Origin of the sequence: Streptomyces sp. A 4/2 (assembly GCF_940670765.1) — a bacterium.
Classification (GTDB): domain Bacteria; phylum Actinomycetota; class Actinomycetes; order Streptomycetales; family Streptomycetaceae; genus Streptomyces.
In genome coordinates this window covers 1-16,716 of the sequence record NZ_CALNVW010000001.1, presented here as the reverse complement: position 1 = coordinate 16,716, position 16,716 = coordinate 1, and the positions used below count along the sequence as shown (strand labels likewise).

Annotated in this window: 14 protein-coding genes; 8 read left to right on the top strand and 6 right to left on the bottom strand. The window is 68.3% G+C overall.

Annotated features, from left to right (window positions below; all coding sequences use genetic code 11):
* Positions 1 to 100 precede the first annotated feature (100 nt).
* From NBY69_RS00070 to ctaD, 4 genes are all read right to left on the bottom strand, one after another.
* The gene (locus NBY69_RS00070; protein ID WP_250297436.1) at positions 101 to 3,307 is read right to left on the bottom strand and encodes an SCO5717 family growth-regulating ATPase; all 3,207 of its coding nucleotides are present in this window, start codon (positions 3,305 to 3,307) and stop codon (positions 101 to 103) included.
* Positions 3,308 to 3,705: 398 nt separating this feature from the next.
* Positions 3,706 to 3,999, bottom strand: coding sequence for a DUF397 domain-containing protein (locus tag NBY69_RS00065; RefSeq protein WP_250297435.1), 294 nt, complete (start codon positions 3,997 to 3,999; stop codon positions 3,706 to 3,708).
* Positions 4,000 to 4,118: 119 nt separating this feature from the next.
* Positions 4,119 to 4,427 carry a hypothetical protein gene (locus tag NBY69_RS00060; protein WP_250297606.1) on the bottom strand — a complete coding sequence of 103 codons (309 nt, stop codon included), beginning with the start codon at positions 4,425 to 4,427 and terminating at the stop codon, positions 4,119 to 4,121.
* Positions 4,428 to 4,489: 62 nt separating this feature from the next.
* Positions 4,490 to 6,220: a cytochrome c oxidase subunit I gene (gene ctaD, locus NBY69_RS00055; protein ID WP_250297434.1), complete on the bottom strand. Its 1,731-nt coding sequence runs from the start codon at positions 6,218 to 6,220 to the stop codon at positions 4,490 to 4,492.
* Positions 6,221 to 6,518: 298 nt separating this feature from the next.
* Here ctaD and rpsO point away from each other — a divergent pair, with 298 nt between their 5' ends.
* The 5 genes from rpsO to NBY69_RS00030 all read left to right on the top strand — a co-directional run bounded on the left by rpsO (position 6,519) and on the right by NBY69_RS00030 (position 11,971).
* Positions 6,519 to 6,809: a 30S ribosomal protein S15 gene (gene rpsO / locus NBY69_RS00050; RefSeq protein WP_250297433.1), complete on the top strand. Its 291-nt coding sequence runs from the start codon at positions 6,519 to 6,521 to the stop codon at positions 6,807 to 6,809.
* A 305-nt stretch (positions 6,810 to 7,114) separates the two neighbouring features.
* Positions 7,115 to 9,340 carry a polyribonucleotide nucleotidyltransferase gene (locus NBY69_RS00045; RefSeq protein WP_250297605.1) on the top strand — a complete coding sequence of 742 codons (2,226 nt, stop codon included), beginning with the start codon at positions 7,115 to 7,117 and terminating at the stop codon, positions 9,338 to 9,340.
* Positions 9,337 to 10,737: a pitrilysin family protein gene (locus NBY69_RS00040; RefSeq protein WP_250297432.1), complete on the top strand. Its 1,401-nt coding sequence runs from the start codon at positions 9,337 to 9,339 to the stop codon at positions 10,735 to 10,737. Before NBY69_RS00045 ends, NBY69_RS00040 begins: the two co-directional genes overlap by 4 nt.
* 19 nt (positions 10,738 to 10,756) lie before the next feature.
* Positions 10,757 to 11,512: a 4-hydroxy-tetrahydrodipicolinate reductase gene (gene dapB, locus NBY69_RS00035; RefSeq protein ID WP_250297431.1), complete on the top strand. Its 756-nt coding sequence runs from the start codon at positions 10,757 to 10,759 to the stop codon at positions 11,510 to 11,512.
* 6 nt (positions 11,513 to 11,518) lie between these two features.
* Entirely contained in the window at positions 11,519 to 11,971 is a 453-nt protein-coding gene (locus NBY69_RS00030) for a tetratricopeptide repeat protein (RefSeq protein WP_250297430.1), read from the top strand.
* A 27-nt stretch (positions 11,972 to 11,998) separates the two neighbouring features.
* On the opposite strand, the gene NBY69_RS00025 is transcribed toward NBY69_RS00030, so the two are convergent.
* Both NBY69_RS00025 and NBY69_RS00020 read right to left on the bottom strand, forming a co-directional pair.
* Entirely contained in the window at positions 11,999 to 12,559 is a 561-nt protein-coding gene (locus NBY69_RS00025) for a hypothetical protein (RefSeq protein WP_250297429.1), read from the bottom strand.
* Positions 12,560 to 12,652: 93 nt separating this feature from the next.
* Positions 12,653 to 12,892, bottom strand: a complete 240-nt coding sequence (locus tag NBY69_RS00020; protein ID WP_250297428.1) for a hypothetical protein — start codon at positions 12,890 to 12,892, stop codon at positions 12,653 to 12,655.
* A gap of 199 nt (positions 12,893 to 13,091) precedes the next feature.
* On the opposite strand from NBY69_RS00020, the gene thyX reads away from it, so the two are divergent.
* The 3 genes from thyX (at position 13,092) to NBY69_RS00005 (ending at position 16,706) form a co-directional block, all read left to right on the top strand.
* Entirely contained in the window at positions 13,092 to 13,832 is a 741-nt protein-coding gene (gene thyX, locus NBY69_RS00015) for an FAD-dependent thymidylate synthase (protein ID WP_250297427.1), read from the top strand.
* Positions 13,833 to 14,010: 178 nt separating this feature from the next.
* Positions 14,011 to 14,910: a 4-hydroxy-tetrahydrodipicolinate synthase gene (gene dapA, locus NBY69_RS00010; protein WP_250297426.1), complete on the top strand. Its 900-nt coding sequence runs from the start codon at positions 14,011 to 14,013 to the stop codon at positions 14,908 to 14,910.
* Positions 14,911 to 15,020: 110 nt separating this feature from the next.
* Complete coding sequence (locus NBY69_RS00005) at positions 15,021 to 16,706, top strand: ribonuclease J (protein ID WP_250297425.1); 1,686 nt, start codon at positions 15,021 to 15,023, stop codon at positions 16,704 to 16,706.
* Positions 16,707 to 16,716: the final 10 nt, after the last annotated feature.

The window sequence follows — 16,716 nt, the reverse complement described above, 5'->3', positions numbered from 1 at the left end:
TGTCAACGGTCCTCCAGACACGGCCTGGTCTGCGTAAATGGCTGAAGGCCCACACCGTTACCGCCGGTGTGGGCCTTCAATGGTCTATACCCTTATCGCCTTACTGCTGAGGGGCCGGCGGCTGCTGCCAGCCTTGCTGCTGCGGGGGATAGGGCTGCTGCGGAGGCTGCTGACCACCGTACGGCTGCTGCGGCTGCGACCCTTGCGGATACTGCGGATACGGCTGTGGGGGATGCGGCTGCTGAGGGCTCTGAGGTGCCTGCGGTCCGTGAGGGCTCTGCGGCCCCTGAGGTGCCTGCGGCGCTTGCGGAGCGTACGGCTGTTGCTGCTGGCCCGGCATCGGCGGCGCCATGTGCGGCGGCGCCCCCTGACCGTTGCCGGTCCACAACCCCTGTGCCTGCTGGGCACGTTGGAAGTCCTCCGCGACCAGGGCGGAGAGATTGAAGTACGCCTCCCGGGTCTTCGGCCGCATCATGTCGAGGTCGACCTCGGCGCCCGCCGACAGATGCTCGTCGAACGGCACGACGACGACCGCGCGGCAGCGGGTCTCGAAGTGCTGCACGATGTCGTCGACCTTGATCATCTTGCCGGTCTCGCGAACCCCGGAGATGACGGTGAGCGAGCGCTGCACGAGTTCCGCGTAGCCGTGCGCGGAGAGCCAGTCGAGCGTGGTGCTCGCGCTGGACGCACCGTCCACGGACGGGGTGGAGATGATGATGAGCTGGTCGGCGAGGTCGAGTACGCCCCGCATCGCGCTGTAGAGGAGTCCCGTACCCGAGTCGGTCAGGATGATCGGGTACTGCTTGCCCAGGACGTCGATCGCGCGCCGGTAGTCCTCGTCGTTGAACGTCGTGGAGACCGCGGGGTCCACGTCGTTGGCGATGATCTCCAGACCGGAGGGCGCCTGGGAGGTGAACCGGCGGATGTCCATGTACGAGTTCAGGTACGGGATCGCCTGGACCAGGTCACGGATGGTCGCCCCGGTCTCACGGCGCACCCGACGGCCGAGGGTTCCGGCATCCGGGTTCGCGTCGATCGCCAGGATCTTGTCCTGCCGCTCGGTGGCGAGCGTGGCACCCAGCGCGGTCGTCGTCGTGGTCTTGCCGACGCCGCCCTTGAGGCTGATGACGGCGATCCGGTAGCAGGACAGCACCGGCGTACGGATGAGTTCGAGCTTGCGCTGCCGCTCGGCCTCCTCCTTCTTCCCGCCGAGCTTGAAGCGGGACGCGCCCGCCGGGCCGCTGCGACTGCTCCTCGCCTTCTGCTTATTGCGGATCAGCCGGTCGGAGGAGAGCTCGACGGCCGCCGTGTACCCGAGAGGCGCGCCGGGAACGGAACGCTCCCGCTGATCGTGCGCGACGGGCTGCGGCCAGGCGGCGCCGGTACGCGGGTCGACCGGCGCGCCGGGCTGCTGCTGCTGATGCTGCGGCGGGGGCGGCTGGTTGGGGTCCTGGGGCTGCTGGGCCTGCGGTTGCGGCTGCGGAGCGTGCGGTTGCTGCTGGGGTACGGCGGGTGCGGCCGGAACCGGTGCCGGCTGCGGGAATCCGTATCCCGCCTGGGGAGCCTGTCCCTGAGGTGCTTGTCCCTGGGGTGCCTGCTGCGCGGGCGGCTGCTGGAAGCCGTACCCGCCCTGCGGCGGCTGGGGTGCCTGGTGAGGGAGGGGCTGCGGCTGGGGCTGCTGCGGGAACCCGTAACCACCGGTCGGCGGGGGCACTTGGGGCGCCTGGGGCTGGTGGGGTACGGCGGGCGGCAGCGGATTCGGTGTCGGCTGGGGGAATCCGTAGCCCGCGTGCTCTTGCGGCGGCTGGGGCTGCTGCGGGATGGGCGCCGAGGGCTGCGGGAATCCGTAACCCGCCTGGGGTGCCTGCTGCTGCGGTACCTGGGGCTGGTGTGCGTGGGGAGCCTGGGGCGGAGTGGGCTGCGGGAATCCGTACCCGTCCGACGGACCCGGAGCCCCGGCCGCCTGTTGCGCGGGCCAGGACGGCGGCGCCGTCGGAGAGCCCAGCGGAGGGGCCTGAGGCGGCTGCGACTGCTGTTGCTGCGGGTGAGGCTGGTAGGGCTGGGACTGATCTGCGGTCGGCGCACTCATCGGCCACTGCGGCGCCGGGGCCGGCGTCGCGGGCTGGAACGCGGGCGGCAGCGGCGGCAGTTCGTTCTGCGGGGGCGCCGACGGCGTGGGCGACCAGGGCTGGGCCGGTGCGGGCGGAGCGTCCTGCGGCTCCGGCGCGGGCCGTACCTCCTGCGGTACCGCATCCGTGATCGGCCCGGTGGGCACAGCGTCGAAGGGCTCGAAGGGCTCGAAGGGCTCGACGGGCTCAGCGGATCCGGCGACCGGTGCGGTCTCCGCGCTGCTCTCCACGGCGGTCTCGGCCTCGGGCTCCGCCGGAGCCGGCTCGTCCTCGACGTCCGGGTGCGGAGCGGACGTCCGCGCAGCACCCGAAGCACCCGAAGCACCCGCCGTACCTGCGGCATCCGCGGCGACCGAGGCGTCGAACGCGGCGGAGATCTCAGCGAACGCATCGGACAGACTCGTGCGGGGAGGACGCTCCACCGCTTCGGCAGCGGGCGCGGGGGGCTCCACGGGGGCGCTTTCCGGTCCGGAGCGCGCCGGTGCGACGGCCTGCTCCCGCGCCGCCTTGGCTGCCGCTTCGAGCTTCTCGAACTCCCGCTTCAGCGCGGAGGGCGAGAACTTCATGGTCGCGCCGCTCTCCAACTCCCCACCACCGAACGCCTCGCCGGCCTTCTCGGGAACGGGCTCGGGCTCAGGATCAGCCGCAGGTTCCGGCTCCGGTTCCGGCTCCGGTTCCGGCTCCGCCTCCGGCGCAACCTCGGCCACAGGAGCGCCGTCCACATCGCCATCCACATCGGCTTCGGAAGCGGTCTCGGGCTCAGGCCCGGACGCAGCCCCGGACCCACGTTCGGGTTCCGGCGTCGCAGTGAACGCGGGCTCGGCCGCTGCCTCCTGCGCGACGGGCGGCGGTGTGGGAGCCCAGTTCGGCTGGAACCCACCGGTCAACGGCAGACCCGGTACGGCTGCGGGACCCCCGACCGGCGGCGCGGGCTCCGACGGCCGAACCGGCTGAACCGGCGGTGCGGGCGGCGCGGGTGAAGGTGTCACGGGCGCGGGCGGCGGAGGGGTCGGTGCCGACTCCTGGGCCTGGGCCTGCGCCTCGGACGCATTCTGCGTGTACCAGGCGGGCGGGGTGTAGTCGATGGTGAACTCACCCGACTCGGCGGGATCCGCGTCGGACTGGTCGTCCACGGGTGAGTTCGTTCCCCCGCGAATCTCGTCCCGATCGCTGTTCACAATGCCTCCCGCTGGTGTGGCCGTGCACCCTCGTGCCGTAGTGGTGGGGCGACCGTTGTCGTCCGAACCGCCTGGCTCTCCCCGTAAGGACGCGTACGACCCGCTCACGGGTTCTGACGTGCGCCCGGTCCCAGCCTAATCACCAATCGCACCGGCACGGCATGGCGGAGCACCCCGGGAGTAGTGACCTATCCGTCAGGACCCGCCCAAAGGAGCCTCTGCTACGCCGTATCACCTGAGGCAAAACGGAGGGAAGGCGTCAAAAGCCTTCCAAAATCGGTCTGTCACCCTTTTCGGGAGAGGAACTCAACGATCGGGTCTCGGCCGGAGACGTTCACGGCCGGAACACCCCGGCCGTGAGCCCCGCCGGGACGTGGACTGCTCCTGGCGGCGGACGGCTACTCCGACGCGTTCGCGAGCCCGCCATTGTGCGGAGCCGGCTCCAGGTCGAATTCCCCGTCCCGCGCGCCGAGTACGAACGCCCGCCACTCCGCTTCCGTGTACCGCAGCACCGTGTCGGGATCGATCGACGACCTCATGGCCACCGCCCCGTCCGGCAAGTACGCGATCTCGACCCGCTCCTCGTGCTCCGAGGTGCCGGGCGCGCTCTTCCACTCGACACCGGAGATGTCGAGGGCGTAGAGCTCCTCCTTCTCGCGTTCCTTGCGTGCCTTGTCGCTTGCGTCAGCCATGGCGCGATGGTTCCTTCCGAGGTGCGAACGAGCTCCCCTCCCACCTTACTTGGGGAGCCCGGCCCGCTCACGGCTTCGGAAGGAGACCCCGTACGGACGGCCCACCGGTGACGGGAGGGTCACCGGATGAGCATCGTGACCGCGGTGCAGGTTCCGCCCGCGGCGCCCACGGCCATGACGGCGACCGCCATGCAACGCCTCTGGAGCTGCTGGTAGCGCGCCGTGTACTCGTCCCGCAGCTCGGCGATGCGGGACGTGATCCGCAGCAGCGCGTCCCGTGAGGCGGCCATCCGGTCCGCGGCGTAGACCCGCTCCACGTCCTCGCGCTGCGCGGTCGTCAGCCACGGCAACTGCGCGACGAAGTCGGAGGCCCGGCGCCGGGCCTCCTCGACCTCCGCATTCCACAGGAGGTACCCCTCGATCCGCATCAGACCCCGCGCACTGTCCCTGTCGGTGTCCGCCCCTTCTCGCCCGCTCCGGGGTGTGGGCGTCACCGCCGCTCGTCCTCGCCCGCCACGGCCGCCGTGCTCTTGTGGTGGTTCTGGGCCACGTCCAGAGCCGCGATGTGCGGATAGTGCAGGTCGAACGCCGGGGACTCGGAACGGATCCGCGGCAGAGTGACGAAGTTGTGCCGGGGCGGCGGGCAGGACGTTGCCCATTCGAGGGAACGCCCGTAGCCCCACGGGTCGTCGACCTCGATCTTCTTCCCGTACTTGGCGGTCTTCCAGACGTTGTAGAAGAACGGCAGGAGTGACAGGCCCAGCAGGAAGGAGCTGATGGTCGAGATCGTGTTCAGCGTGGTGAAGCCGTCAGCAGCGAGATAGTCGGCGTACCGGCGCGGCATGCCCTCGACACCCAGCCAGTGCTGCACCAGGAACGTGCCGTGGAAGCCCACGAACAGCGTCCAGAAGGTCATCTTGCCCAGCCGCTCGTCCAGCATCTTGCCGGTGAACTTCGGCCACCAGAAGTGGAATCCCGCGAACATCGCGAACACCACGGTGCCGAAGACGACGTAGTGGAAGTGCGCGACGACGAAGTACGAGTCGGAGACGTGGAAGTCCATCGGCGGCGAAGCCAGGATCACACCGGTCAGACCACCGAAGAGAAACGTCACCAGGAAGCCGATCGACCACAGCATCGGCGTCTCGAAGGACAGCGAGCCCGTCCACATCGTGCCGATCCAGTTGAAGAACTTCACGCCGGTCGGCACCGCGATCAGGAAGGTCATGAAGGAGAAGAACGGCAGCAGCACACCGCCGGTGACGTACATGTGGTGCGCCCACACCGTCACCGAGAGACCGGCGATCGAAATCGTGGCGGCGACCAGGCCGATGTACCCGAAGATCGGTTTGCGGCTGAAGACCGGGATGATCTCGGACACGATCCCGAAGAACGGCAGCGCGATGATGTACACCTCGGGATGGCCGAAGAACCAGAAGAGGTGCTGCCAGAGCAGCGCCCCGCCGTTCGCCGCCTCGAAGACACGCGAGCCGAACTTGCGGTCCGCCTCCAGGACGAGCAGCGCCGCGGCGAGGACCGGGAAGGCCAGCAGCACCAGTACGGCGGTCAGCAGGGCGTTCCACACGAAGATCGGCATCCGGAACATCGTCATGCCGGGCGCGCGCATGCAGACGATCGTGGTGATGAAGTTGACCGAACCGAGGATCGTGCCGAAGCCCTGGAGCGCCAGCCCCATGATCCACAGGTCGCCGCCGACCCCGGGCGAATGAACCGTGTCGGTCAGCGGGGAGTAGGCGAACCAGCCGAAGTCGGCCGCGCCGTTCGGGGTGAGGAAGCCGCCCATCACGATGAGCGCGCCGAAGAGGTACAGCCAGTACGCGAACATGTTCAGCCGCGGGAACGCCACATCGGGCGCGCCGATCTGCAACGGCATGATCCAGTTGGTGAACCCGATGAACAGCGGCGTCGCGAACATCAGCAGCATGATCGTGCCGTGAATCGTGAACGCCTGGTTGAACTGCTCGTTCGACACGATCTGCGTGCCCGGCCGGGCCAGCTCGGCCCGCATCACGAGGGCCATCACCCCGCCGATGCAGAAAAAGGCGAACGAGGTGCACAGGTACATGGTCCCGATCGTCTTATGATCGGTGGTGCTGGCCCAGCTCGCCAGAATGCTGCCGGGGCGCCTCTTGCGTACCGGCACCTCGTCCTCGTAGGAGTCGTCCGCCTCGGCCGGTCCCTCGTCGGTACTCGTCGTCACTGCGACGCCCCTTCTGCTGTCGTTGACCACGCCCGGACAGCACTGTGTGCCCGGAGCAGAAGAGGAGCATGACGCAGCTCACATCGCGGAGATCAGATCCCGGGGCCGTGCGGCGCGTCGCGTTACGCCGTTCAGGTACATGGAAAAGGCTGGTACGCTGTGTGACGGCCGCTTGTGTACGCGTCTCCGGGTTTTCCGGGGGCAGCGCCCAGCGGATCCCCGCCTCCCGAGTAACGGAAGCTCCCCAGAGTATTCGACCTGGGGCACTCGGTGGCCTGAAGACTCACGAGGAGTACGCGTGTCGCTCGACGCCGCTACGAAGAAGCAGATCATGACCGAGTTCGGCCAGAAGGAGGGCGACACCGGTTCCCCCGAGGTTCAGGTCGCCATGCTCTCCCGCCGTATCTCGGACCTGACCGAGCACCTCAAGATGCACAAGCACGACCACCACTCCCGCCGGGGTCTGCTGATCCTCGTCGGCCAGCGTCGCCGCCTTCTCCAGTACCTGGCCAAGAAGGACATCCAGCGCTTCCGTGCGCTGGTCGACCGCCTCGGCATCCGTCGCGGTGCGGCCGGCGGCGCCAAGTAAGAACGTTGTGCGAGGGAGCGGGCCCCATTTCCTGGGGACCGCTCCCTTTGCCGTACGTACGGCTTCCGTACGGACGACCGCTGTACGTGCGGAACCAGGACCAAGCTCAGTAATCTGGGTGTACAACGCAGTACCGAACGAGGGGAAGCGCGCTCACGCCGCCGCCGGTCCTCGGTAGTGGCCCCCGGGACATCACCCGGGTGCTTCGATCGAAGACCGGCCCCGCAATCAAGGCGCGCTTCTCCACACCGTTCCCCGCCACACGGGCAGGGGGACGAAAGACGACGAGTATGGAGAAAACGCTAGTGGAGAACGAGACCCACTACGCCGAGGCCGTTATCGACAACGGAACCTTCGGCACCCGCACCATCCGCTTCGAGACGGGCCGGCTGGCCAAGCAGGCCGCCGGTTCCGCCGTGGCGTACCTGGACGACGACACCATGGTGCTGTCGGCCACCACCGCTTCCAAGAAGCCCAAGGACAATCTCGACTTCTTCCCCCTCACGGTGGACGTCGAGGAGCGGCAGTACGCGGCCGGCAAGATCCCCGGCTCCTTCTTCCGCCGCGAGGGCCGGCCCTCCGAGGACGCGATCCTCACCTGCCGCCTGATCGACCGCCCGCTGCGCCCCTCCTTCAAGAAGGGCCTGCGCAACGAGATCCAGATCGTCGAGACGATCATGGCGCTCAACCCCGACCACCTGTACGACGTGGTCGCGATCAACGCCGCCTCCTGCTCCACGCAGCTGGCCGGCCTGCCCTTCTCCGGCCCGATCGGCGGCACCCGTGTCGCCCTGATCAAGGGCCAGTGGGTCGCCTTCCCGACGCACACCGAGCTCGAGGACGCCGTCTTCGACATGGTGGTCGCCGGTCGCGTCCTGGAGGACGGCGACGTCGCGATCATGATGGTCGAGGCCGAGGCCACCGAGAAGACCATCCAGCTCGTCAAGGACGGCGCCGAGGCCCCGACCGAAGAGGTCGTCGCCGCCGGTCTCGAAGCCGCGAAGCCCTTCATCAAGGCGCTCTGCAAGGCCCAGGCCGACCTCGCCGCCAAGGCTGCCAAGCCCACCGGCGAGTTCCCGGTCTTCCTCGACTACCAGGACGACGTCCTGGAGGCGCTCACCGCCGCGGTCCGCCCCGAGCTCGCCAAGGCGCTCACCATCGCCGGCAAGCAGGAGCGCGAGGCCGAGCTGGACCGCGTCAAGGAGATCGCCGTCGAGAAGCTGCTCCCGAAGTTCGAGGGCCGCGAGAAGGAGATCTCCGGCGCGTACCGCGCGCTGACCAAGTCCGTCGTGCGTGAGCGCGTCATCAAGGACAAGGTCCGCATCGACGGCCGTGGCGTCACGGACATCCGTACGCTCGCCGCCGAGGTCGAGGCCATCCCGCGTGTGCACGGCTCGGCGCTGTTCGAGCGTGGCGAGACCCAGATCCTGGGCGTCACCACCCTCAACATGCTCCGCATGGAGCAGCAGCTGGACACCCTCTCCCCGGTGACCCGCAAGCGCTACATGCACAACTACAACTTCCCGCCGTACTCCGTCGGTGAGACCGGCCGCGTGGGCTCGCCCAAGCGCCGCGAGATCGGCCACGGCGCGCTCGCCGAGCGCGCCATCGTGCCGGTGCTGCCGTCGCGCGAGGAGTTCCCCTACGCGATCCGTCAGGTCTCCGAGGCGCTGGGCTCCAACGGCTCGACGTCCATGGGCTCGGTCTGCGCCTCCACCATGTCCCTGCTGAACGCCGGTGTGCCCCTCAAGGCCGCCGTCGCCGGTATCGCCATGGGCCTCATCTCGCAGGAGATCGACGGCAAGACGCACTACGTCGCCCTCACCGACATCCTCGGTGCGGAGGACGCCTTCGGTGACATGGACTTCAAGGTCGCCGGTACGAAGCAGTTCGTGACCGCGCTCCAGCTCGACACCAAGCTCGACGGCATCCCCGCCTCGGTCCTGGCCGCCGCGCTGAAGCAGGCCCGTGACGCCCGCCTCCACATCCTCGATGTGATGAACGAGGCCATCGACGTCCCGGACGAGATGTCCCCGAACGCCCCGCGGATCATCACCGTCAAGATCCCGGTGGACAAGATCGGTGAGGTCATCGGCCCCAAGGGCAAGATGATCAACCAGATCCAGGAGGACACCGGCGCCGACATCACGATCGAGGACGACGGCACCATCTACATCGGTGCCCAGGCCGGCTCGCAGGCCGAGGCCGCGCGCGCCACGATCAACTCGATCGCCAACCCGACCATGCCGGAGGTCGGCGAGCGCTACCTGGGTACGGTCGTCAAGACCACCACCTTCGGTGCGTTCGTGTCGCTCATGCCGGGCAAGGACGGCCTGCTGCACATCTCGCAGATCCGCAAGCTCGCCGGTGGCAAGCGCGTGGAGAACGTCGAGGACGTGCTCGCGGTCGGTTCCAAGGTCCAGGTCGAGATCGGCGAGATCGACTCCCGCGGCAAGCTGTCCCTGGTCCCCGTGATCGAGGGCGAAGCCGACTCCGACAACACGGAGAAGAAGGACGACGCCGACAAGTGACGTCCCGTAGTTCCGTGACGACGGCCCGCACCTCCTCGGAGGCGCGGGCCGTCGCCCGTACCCCAGTGCTTCTCAAGGACGGAAAAGTGAGCAAAGGCGCAACGCAGAGCAGCGGCGCGGTCCGCAGGACCACCCTCCCGGGCGGCCTGCGCGTCGTCACCGAGACCCTGCCCTCCGTACGCTCCGTCACTTTCGGGATCTGGGCCAACGTCGGATCACGCGACGAGACCCCCACCCTGAACGGCGCGACGCACTACCTCGAACACCTCCTCTTCAAGGGCACGGCCAAGCGCAGCGCCCTCGACATCTCCGCCGGGATCGACGCGGTCGGCGGCGAGATGAACGCCTTCACGGCGAAGGAGTACACCTGCTACTACGCGCGGGTCCTCGACACCGACCTGCCGCTCGCCATCGACGTGGTCTGCGACATGCTGACCGGCTCGCTGATCACCGCCGAGGACGTCGAAGCCGAGCGCGGCGTCATCCTCGAAGAGATCGCGATGACCGAGGACGACCCGGGCGACGTCGTGCACGACCTCTTCGCACAGACGATGTTCGGCGACACCCCCCTCGGCCGCCCGGTGCTCGGCACGGTCGACACCGTCAACGGACTGGACCGCAGCCGGATAGCGCGCTTCTACAAGAAGCACTACGACCCGACGAACCTGGTCGTCGCGGCGGCGGGCAACATCGACCACGACACGGTCGTCACTCAGGTCCGCGAGGCGTTCGACCGGGCCGGCGCCCTGTCGCGCACCGACGCGGTCCCGGTCGCACCGCGCGGCGGCTCCCGGACCCTGCGCACCGCGGGCCGTGTCGAGCTGCTGAACCGCAAGACCGAACAGGCCCACATCGTCCTCGGCATGCCCGGCCTGGCCCGGACCGACGACCGCCGCTGGGCGCTCGGCGTCCTCAGCACCGCACTCGGCGGGGGCATGAGTTCACGCCTCTTCCAGGAGGTGCGGGAGAAGCGAGGCCTCGCCTACAGCGTGTACTCGTACACCTCGGGCTTCGCCGACTGCGGGCTCTTCGGCATCTACGCGGGCTGCCGACCGAGCCAGGTCCACGACGTACTGAAGATCTGCCGCGACGGACTCGACCAGGCCGCGAACGAGGGCCTGACCGACGAGGAGATCCGCCGCGCGATCGGCCAGCTCTCGGGCTCCACGGTGCTCGGCCTGGAGGACACCGGCGCGCTGATGAACCGCATCGGCAAGAGCGAACTGTGCTGGGGCTCCCAGCTCTCGGTCGACGAGATGCTGGAGCGGATCGCGGCGGTCACCCCGGAGGAAGTCCGGGAGGTCGCCCACGACATCCTGGGACAGCGTCCCTCGCTGTCCGTCATCGGGCCGCTGAAGGACAAGCAGGCCGACCGCCTCCACGAAGCGGTCTCCTAACCACAAGGAAGAGCGAGCAATGAGCAACAAGCTGCGCGTGGCGGTTCTCGGCGCCGGGGGTCGCATCGGCTCCGAAGCGGTACGGGCCGTCGACGCCGCCGAAGACATGGAACTGGTCGCCGCCCTCGGGCGGAACGACGAGCTCGATGTACTCACCGCTTCCGGTGCACAGGTCGCCGTCGACCTGACCCACCCGGACTCGGTGATGGACAACCTGGAGTTCTGTGTACGCAACGGAATCCACGGCGTCGTCGGTACCACCGGCTGGACCGACGAGCGCCTCGCGCAGCTCCGCTCCTGGCTCGACGCATCCCCTTCGACGGGCGTTCTCATCGCCCCGAACTTCTCCATCGGTGCCGTGCTCACCATGACGTTCGCCCAGGCGGCGGCACGTTTCTTCGAGTCGGTCGAGGTCGTCGAGCTGCACCACCCGAACAAGGCCGACGCCCCGTCCGGCACCGCCCGGCGCACCGCACAGCTGATCGCGGCCGCCCGCGACAAGGCCGGCTGCGCTGCGCAGCCGGACGCGACGAGCACCGCACTGGACGGCGCCCGCGGCGCAGACGTCGACGGCGTACCGGTGCACTCCGTACGGCTGCGCGGCCTCCTGGCGCACCAGGAGGTGCTGCTCGGCGGCGAGGGCGAGACGCTCACCATCCGCCACGACTCCCTGCACCACAGCAGCTTCATGCCGGGCATCCTGCTCGGCGCGCGCCGCGTGGTGACCACCCCCGGCCTCACTCTCGGCCTGGAACACTTCCTCGATCTGGGCTGACACACGATGCGCGCAAAGATCACTTACCTCGTCACGGCCGCCGTCCTGGTCTTCTACTTCGTCCTGGTCGGCAGCCGCGGCGTCCTGCTCATCCAGAACGGCACGCTCCTCACGGTCACCTTCGGCGTGGCCGTGCTGATCCTGCCGCTGATCGGCATCTGGTTCCTGTGGAAGAACACCCAGTTCGTGCAGCGGGCCAACCGGCTCGCCGCCGAACTGGACGCCGAAGGCGGCCTGCCGGTCGACGAGTTGGTGCGGACGCCCAGCGGTCGTATCGACCGTGACTCGGCCGACGCGGTCTTCACCCGCCGCAAGGAGGAGACCGAGGACAGCCCGGACGACTGGCGCTGCTGGTTCCGGCTCGCGATCGCCTACCAGGACGCCCGGGACACCCCGCGGGCCCGCAAGGCGATGCAGCGCGCCATCGCCCTGCACGCAGGCAGGCCCGTCAGCATCTGACGGGCCTGCGGGCGGTACTTCGTTCCCTCACGTACGCGCGTACTCCGCGCTCCACGCCTCGACGGTGTCCGCCGCCCGGTCGAAGGCCTCGTGACGTGACAGGAAGTCGGCGTTGTGGTCGGTGAGCAGCGGTGCCAACTGCGCACCACCCTGCTGCACGAGTACGAGAGCCTGGCCCTGCACGGTGCGCGGCAGCCCGAGCCAGCGGACCGGCTGCTGCACCGTGCGCACGGCCTGTGTCTTGTCCCACGGGACGGTATGCGTCATGAGGAAGCCCACACGACGCACTCCGTGCCTGCTCACCCAGGTGCCGACGCGCAGCAGTCGCAGTGCGCAGAGGACGACCACGAGGCCGAAGCCGAGACAGGCGGCGGCGCCCGGCAGCGCACCGGCGAAGGCAATGATCATCGCTGCCAGCAGGATGAACGAGGCGAGCAGCAGAAGCAGAGCTGCCGCCCCGACCCGCCAGGGTCCGGGGCGGTAGGGGCGGCGCCACAGGTCGTGGTCGTCGAACGGCAGCGCGACATCGTCGGCATTCTCGGCGGCTGCGTCAAACGCGCGGTCGGCCGTCAGGAAAGGCAGGGGCACGACTGATCCTCACTCACAAGCACGCTCGATTGGCTGTGCCCGGTGAGGCTACCGATGAGATCATCGTCGGACCACCTCAGGGGTCCGGACGAGTCAGTGTCCGTGCGACGCTTCGGACTGATGCGTCTGGCTGGGGGGCTGATCGGCGGCCAGGGCGGGCAGCCCGAACAGTACCGAGCCGACGAGACCGGCGACCACCGTGAGGCCGAGCAGGGTGCGCCCGGCGAACTGGGACTTGCTGGGACGCTGACGGGGCGGCGGCTCGACATTGCTTCGGAAGCGTTCGGCGTCAGCGACGAATGTGAAGGGTACGGCCTCTCGCCGGCGGAACATTTGGGGCACTTCTCCTTGGGTCACGCATCATCCGGTTCCACTGTGGTTCCACTGGTTCAGACGTCCGAAGTCGCCGATCGGTGCCCGATTTCCGGGAATGGGCAGAAGTTTTCTGCTGACGGTTCGTCCGACCCCGGCTGTCGGTGCCGCGCCGTAGAGTGGGCGCCGCCCGAGCGATGCAACTGGAAGGACCCCGCCGGTGAGTAGCACTCCCACCCCAGACCACAAGCCGAGCTTCCGCAGCGACGTCACCGTCGAACTGGTGAAGCACAGCGCGAGCGACTCCGACGTGCTGTGGGCGGCCCGAGTCTCCACGGCGGGTGAGCAGTCGCTGGAGGAGCTCCAGAAGGACCCCGAGCGCTCCAAGGGGCTCATCAACTACCTGATGCGGGACCGCCACGGCAGCCCCTTCGAGCACAACTCGATGACCTTCTTCATCAGCGCTCCGATCTTCGTCTTCCGTGAATTCATGCGGCACCGCGTCGGCTGGTCGTACAACGAGGAATCGGGCCGCTACCGGGAGCTGGAGCCGGTCTTCTACGTCCCCGGCAAGGCCCGGAAGCTGGTCCAGCAGGGCCGCCCCGGCAAGTACGAGTTCGTCGAGGGCACCGAGGCCCAGCAGGAGCTCACCGGCCGCGCGATGGAGGACTCCTACCGGCAGGCGTACGACGCGTACCAGGAGATGCTGGCCGCCGGTGTGGCCCGCGAGGTGGCCCGCGCGGTCCTGCCCGTCGGCCTGTTCTCCTCGATGTACGCGACGTGCAATGCGCGCTCGCTGATGCACTTCCTCGGCCTGCGCACCCAGCACGAGATGGCGAAGGTGCCCTCGTTCCCGCAACGGGAGATCGAGATGGTCGGCGAGAAGATGGAAGAGCACTGGACGAAGCTCATGCCGCTCACCCATGGGGCCTTCAATGCCAACGGCCGGGTCGCCCCATAGGGCACAGATGTACGGTTGGGCCGCGCGAGGTGTCCGTATTGCACCGTTTGGTGAAGTTCATCTAGGCTGATCAAACGGACCCGGCACTGCTTGAACCCCCGAGCAGGCAGTGCCGGGCTCCGTAGCTCTCGTCCCCCGAGGGGACGGCACGTACTGAGCAGCGAGTAGCGTGGTACCCATGGCTCCGATCTCCACTTCGCAGACCCCCTTCGGGCGGGTCCTCACCGCCATGGTCACGCCCTTCACGGCGGACGGCGCGCTCGATATCGAAGGCGCGCAGCGACTCGCCACCCATCTGGTGGACGCCGGTAACGACGGCCTCGTCGTCAACGGCACCACGGGCGAGTCCCCGACCACCAGCGACGCGGAGAAAAACGACCTGGTACGGGCGGTGCGTGAGGCGGTCGGCGACCGCGCCCACGTGATCGCAGGTGTAGGTACCAACGACACCCGGCACAGCCTGGAGCTGGCCCGCGCCGCCGAGCGCGCGGGCGCCCACGGGCTGCTGGCTGTGACCCCGTACTACAACAAGCCGCCGCAGGAGGGCCTGCTCCGGCACTTCACCGCGATCGCCGATGCCACCGAGCTGCCGGTCATGCTCTACGACATCCCTGGCCGCAGCGGTGTCCCCATCAACACCGAGACGATCGTCCGGCTCGCCGAGCACCCGCGGATCGTCGCCAACAAGGACGCCAAGGGTGACCTCGGCCGCGCCAGCTGGGCCATCGCACGCAGTGGTCTGGCCTGGTACTCCGGCGACGACATGCTGAACCTCCCGCTGCTCTCGGTCGGCGCCTGCGGATTCGTCTCCGTCGTCGGCCACCTCGTCACCCCCGACCTGCGCGCCCTCCTGGAAGCGCACCTCGCGGGCGAGGTCGGGAAGGCGACCGAGATCCACCAGCAGCTGCTCCCGGTCTTCACCGGCATGTTCCGTACGCAGGGAGTGATCACCACCAAGGCGGCGCTCACCCTCCAGGGCCTGCCTGCCGGACCGCTGCGTCTGCCCATGGTGGAACTCACCCCTGAGGAAACGGCGCAGCTCAAGATCGATCTTGCCGCCGGCGGGGTAGAACTTTAAACACAGACTTCACAACTGAATACGCAAGATCACCCTGACAACAGCAAGTGCACGAATGTCATGCGCGCCACGTGCCCCAGGTACGTGGCGTGTGTGGTGAGGAGAGTCTTTTGAGTCATCCGCATCCCGAACTCGGCGCACCGCCGAAGCTTCCCAAGAACGGCCTGCGCGTCACGCCACTCGGCGGTCTCGGTGAGATCGGCCGGAACATGACGGTCTTCGAATACGGAGGCCGGCTGCTGATCGTCGACTGCGGCGTGCTCTTCCCCGAGGAGGAGCAGCCCGGTATCGACCTGATCCTGCCGGACTTCACCACGATCAAGGACCGCCTGGACGACATCGAGGGCATCGTGCTCACGCACGGCCACGAGGACCACATCGGTGGCGTGCCCTATCTGCTCCGTCTGAAGGCGGACATCCCGCTGATCGGCTCCAAGCTGACCCTCGCCCTGATCGAGGCGAAGCTCCAGGAGCACCGCATCCGCCCGTACACCCTCGAAGTCACCGAGGGCCAGCGCGAGCGCATCGGCGTCTTCGACTGCGAGTTCATCGCGGTCAACCACTCCATCCCGGACGCCCTCGCGGTCGCCATCCGTACCCCCGCGGGTATGGCTGTGGCCACGGGCGACTTCAAGATGGACCAGCTCCCGCTGGACGGTCGTCTCACCGACCTGCACGCTTTCGCCCGGCTGAGCGAAGAAGGCATCGACCTTCTCCTCTCCGACTCGACGAACGCGGAGGTCCCCGGCTTCGTCCCGCCCGAGCGCGACATCTCCAACGTCCTGCGCACGGTCTTCGCGAACGCTCAGAAGCGCATCATCGTGGCGAGTTTCGCCAGCCATGTGCACCGCATCCAGCAGATCCTCGACGCGGCGCACGAGTACGGACGCAGAGTGGCGTTCGTCGGCCGGTCGATGGTCAGGAACATGGGCATCGCCCGTGACCTGGGCTATCTGAAGGTCCCGGCGGGCCTGGTCGTCGACGTCAAGACGCTCGACGACCTTCCGGACCACGAGGTCGTACTGGTCTGTACGGGCTCGCAGGGCGAGCCGATGGCTGCCCTCTCCCGGATGGCCAACCGGGACCACCAGATCCGGATCGTCCAGGGCGACACGGTGATCCTGGCCTCGTCGCTCATCCCGGGCAACGAGAACGCGGTCTACCGGGTGATCAACGGCCTGACCCGCTGGGGCGCCAACGTCATCCACAAGGGCAATGCCAAGGTCCACGTCTCGGGCCACGCCTCGGCCGGCGAGCTGTTGTACTTCTACAACATCTGCAGGCCGAAGAACCTGATGCCGGTGCACGGCGAATGGCGCCACCTCCGTGCGAACGCGGAACTCGGTGCGATGACAGGGGTCCCCAAGGACCACATCGTCATCGCCGAGGACGGCGTCGTCGTCGACCTGGTGGACGGCAAGGCGAGGATCGTCGGCAAGGTCCAGGCGGGCTATGTGTACGTCGACGGCCTCTCGGTCGGCGACGTCACGGAGACCTCGCTCAAGGACCGTCGCATCCTCGGCGACGAGGGCATCATTTCTGTCTTCATCGTGGTCGACAGCTCCAGCGGCAAGATCGTGGGCGGTCCCCACATCCAGGCCAGGGGCTCGGGTATCGACGACGCGGCGTTCAGTGCCGTCGTGCCGAGGATCGAGGACGCCCTCAACAAGTCGGCCCAGGACGGCGTGCTGGAGCCCCACCAGCTCCAGCAGCTGATCCGCCGCACGGTGGGCAAGTGGGTCTCCGACGCCTACCGCCGGCGCCCGATGATTCTTCCCGTCGTCGTCGAGGTCTGACGCGCCGTCC